Here is a 3,530-nt window from a genome sequence, read left to right as displayed (position 1 = left end):
TTGCGGTGGGCGCGCACCGTCTTCCCCTCGGTTTCGAAACCGCTCTTCCTCATGCGGGCGGTGAAGCGTTCATCGGGATGAGCGGACCAGACGGCGAGCACGCCGCCCTTTTTCAGCGCCCTTCTCGAGGCGGCAAGGCCCGCGAGACTGTAGAGCCGGTCGTTGTCGTCGCGGGTCAGCCCGTCCGGTCCGTTGTCGACATCAAGAAGGATCGCATCGAGGCGGCCCTTCGAATCGGCGATCAGCGCCGCCACGTCGCCTTCGACAATCTCCACGCGGGGATCGTCGAGCGATCCCGAGAACACGTCGGCCATCGGCCCGCGTGCCCAGGCGATGACCGCCGGCACCAGTTCGGCGACGATGATGCGGGCATCTTTCGGCAAAACCGCGAGCGCCGCGCGCAGCGTGAACCCCATGCCGAGGCCGCCGATCAGCACCATCGGCCGTGCGCGGCCGGCAAGCTTCTCGGCCGACAGTTCCGCCAGCGCCTCCTCCGAGCCGGAAAGCCGGCTGTTCATCAGTTCGTTCGCGCCGAGCATGATCGAATATTCCGCGCCGCGCCGCTTCAGCCGCAGCGTGCCCGCCTCGCCCGGGATTGCGGTCTCGTCCAGTTCTTCCCACGGTATCATGATCCGTTCCCCGTCTCGTTCACGCCTGTTGCGCCGTCGGCGTTTAAGAACACTATCGGCCTTGCGGCAACAAAAGTCTCGGTTGAAGGCCAATGCTTTCGGTTTTGCGACAGCCCAGCCTTGACTTTTGCGTGGAGATTCGTAGTGTCCCGCCAGATTTTGCCGTGGCGAAGGCCCGGCGAGCCCAGCGAAGCGTCCGATGCGGGCGCTTCTTGATTTTTAGGTAACAGTCCGGGCGTACCGGTTCCGCTTTCTCCAGAATGGAGGGCGGATTGCTCTTGAAGGCAGAAGAACATGGCAAAAGCAACAACGATCAAGATCAAGCTGCTGTCGACGGCAGACACCGGCTTTTTCTACGTCACCAAGAAGAACAGCCGCACGATGACGGAAAAGATGGTCAAGACCAAATATGATCCGATCGCGCGCAAGCACGTCGAGTTCAAGGAAGCCAAGATCAAGTAATATCTTGTTCTGACTGATTTTTTAGTAAAGCCCGGTTCGTTTGAGCCGGGCTTTTCATTATGCGCCGGCCCGTTTCAGAAGGCGGCGGCGCAGGCCTGCCATCAGCATGGCGAGAGCGATGCTGACGATGCCCATCACGGCAATCTGCGCCGGATAGAAAACGCCGGCATCGATCAGATAGCCGGTCAGACCCGGGCCGACGGCGGTGGAAAACACGATCGCCGCAATGACGACGGCGCGAATGCTGCCGAGATGGCGCGCGCCGTAAAGCTCCGGCCAGAGCGAGCCGTTGAGCGTACCCGACGCCCCCATGGAAAAGCCGATCAGCGGCATGAAGACGAATGGCGTCCATGAAGCGCCCGTAAAGCCGATGACCAGGCAGGCGGCGGCGATCGGCAGCAGCATGAAGGGCATGACCGCGACCGATGAGAACCGGTCGACCATAACGCCGGTTGCCAGCATCGCCGCCAGGCTTGAGACCGACATCAGGAAGAACGAGCCGGCAAACATTTCCAGCGTCCAGCCGCGCAACTCCACCATATAGACCTGGTGGAAGAAGATCGTGGTGCCGATGAAGGGCGGCGCCAGGAAGACGGCGAGGATTGCCCAGAACAAGGGGTCGCGCAGCACCTCGCCGCGCGTCCAGTCGCGCGGGGCCGTCTGCACCCTTTGGCCGGGGGCCGCCGATTGCGGCGCGCGCTCCACCCGCATCAACGCGATGATCAGCGGCAGTCCGACGGCGAGCGTCAGGGCAGCTGCGGCAACCCAGCTGCCGCGCCAGCCGACAAGGCCGGACACGAAAACGAAAATCAGGGGAAAACTGGCCTCCGCCGTCTGCAGGCCGAGCGAGGAGAAGGAAACGGCCCGCCCGCGCATGGCGTTGAACCAGCGCCCCATGGCGGTCACCGCGATATGGCTCATCATGCCCTGTCCGAAGAGCCGCAGCATGTAGAGCGCGATGAACAGCAGGAAGACCCACCGCGAAAAGGCCATCAGCAGGCAGGCGAGCGCCAGAAGCGGCATGACGAGAAGGACAACCTGCACCACGCTGCGCTCGTCGACAATCCGGCCGAGGCGGGTGAGCGTTGCCGCGCTCAAGAGCGTCGCGCCCATATAGAAGAGGCCGAAATCACCGTGGCTGAGGCCATATTCGGCGCGGATGTCGCCCGCCGAGAGCGAGATGAAATAGGTTTGCCCGAAGGCTGTGAAATAGTTCATCAAAAACGCGCCGCCCACCCAGCGGGCGTTTTCGCGCAGGAATGCAAGGACAGTCATCGGAAGATCCCGGTATGAAAGGGTCGGGCCGAACCGGAGGCTTGGCCTCCCTCCCGGCCTGGCATGCCGGGGCCCGCCGCCGGAAGGGCGGTAAGCTGAACGGGGGTCAGGTTAGCCGGGCTTGACGCCGAGGTAAAGCGGTCCTTACTCCGCGCCGCCGCCCTCGCCATTGGCAGCGCCCTTTAGCTGCTGCCCTGCCTTTGCATCGACCGCCCGCTCCTCCCGCGCCTTTTCCGCCTTGCGCTCGACCTTCCTGCGGCGGCGCTCGCGTCTTGCATGGCTGAGCGCGAGAAGGCGCGCGCGGGCGCCTGTCGCCATCCGGCCGACGAAGATACGGCCGCGATCGACCTCGCGCAGTTCCTGGGCATAGGCGACCGCCAGCGCGTTGCGATAGCTTTGCAGCCCGGCGCTGAAGCTCGCCTCGAGCCGGCGCATCACCGAGACCCACACGGGCGAAACCAGGAGCGAGATCGCCGTCATGGCGATGACCAGGCGATAGAGATCCTCGCCGAGCGCGCCGGCGGCAAGGCCGGCGGCGGCCAGCACGAAGGAGAACTCGCCGACCTGGGCCATGGAAAGCCCGGCGACGAGCGCCGTCTGGGCGGAGGAGCCGGTCCAGCGCAGGAGCATCACGTTCAGCACGGATTTGGCGGCGATGACGCCGACGGCGGCGAGCAGCACGGTCCACAGATTCTGCCAGATGAAGCCGAGATCGATCAGCAGGCCGATGGAGAGGAAGAAAATCACCAGAAGCACGCTCTGGATCGGCTCGACGACCGGAATGACGCGGCTTCGAAGCGTCGAGTTACCGACGCAGATGCCGGCAAGAAACGCGCCGTAGGCCGGCGACAGCCCGGCAACGCCCGAGAGGGCCGCCGCCGAAAAGCAGAGCGCCAGCGCGCCGAGCGCCAGAAGTTCGACCTTGTCCTCCACCTTCTCCGCGTACGGGATCTTCAGCTTGCCGTAGCGGCCGAAATACCAGAGCAGGCCGGCCATGATGCCGACGGCGACAATCACGCGGATCGCCGTCGAGGTCACGTCGAACCCCGCGCCGCCGAAGCTCGACACGAAGATCAGCATCGGCACGACGGCGATATCCTGGGCGATCAGCACGCCGACGGCGATCCGCCCGGCGTCTCCGCGCAAGCCCCCCATCTCGTCCAG

At 64.6% G+C, this 3,530-nt stretch carries 4 protein-coding genes; 1 reads left to right on the top strand and 3 read right to left on the bottom strand.

Annotated features, from left to right (window positions below):
• Positions 1-629: spermidine synthase (locus AC5DC2_RS21370; protein ID WP_491699944.1), on the bottom strand; the 629-nt coding region annotated here is incomplete at its 3' end.
• A 294-nt stretch (positions 630-923) separates the two neighbouring features.
• Here AC5DC2_RS21370 and rpmG point away from each other — a divergent pair.
• A complete protein-coding gene (gene rpmG, locus AC5DC2_RS21365; RefSeq protein ID WP_018066542.1) occupies positions 924-1,091 on the top strand; it encodes a 50S ribosomal protein L33 in 168 nt (55 codons plus the stop codon).
• Between the two features lie 57 nt (positions 1,092-1,148).
• Here the strand turns inward: rpmG and AC5DC2_RS21360 are convergent, their stop codons facing one another.
• Positions 1,149-2,366, bottom strand: coding sequence for an MFS transporter (locus tag AC5DC2_RS21360; RefSeq protein WP_491699943.1), 1,218 nt, complete (start codon positions 2,364-2,366; stop codon positions 1,149-1,151).
• A 144-nt stretch (positions 2,367-2,510) separates the two neighbouring features.
• A partial coding sequence (locus AC5DC2_RS21355) for a cation:proton antiporter domain-containing protein (RefSeq protein WP_491699942.1) occupies positions 2,511-3,530 on the bottom strand: 1,020 nt, incomplete at its 5' end.

The sequence above is a fragment of the Martelella sp. genome, assembly GCF_984369615.1.
The sequence above is the reverse complement of the archived record's forward strand: the minus strand, read 5'-3'. Positions and strand labels throughout refer to the sequence as shown.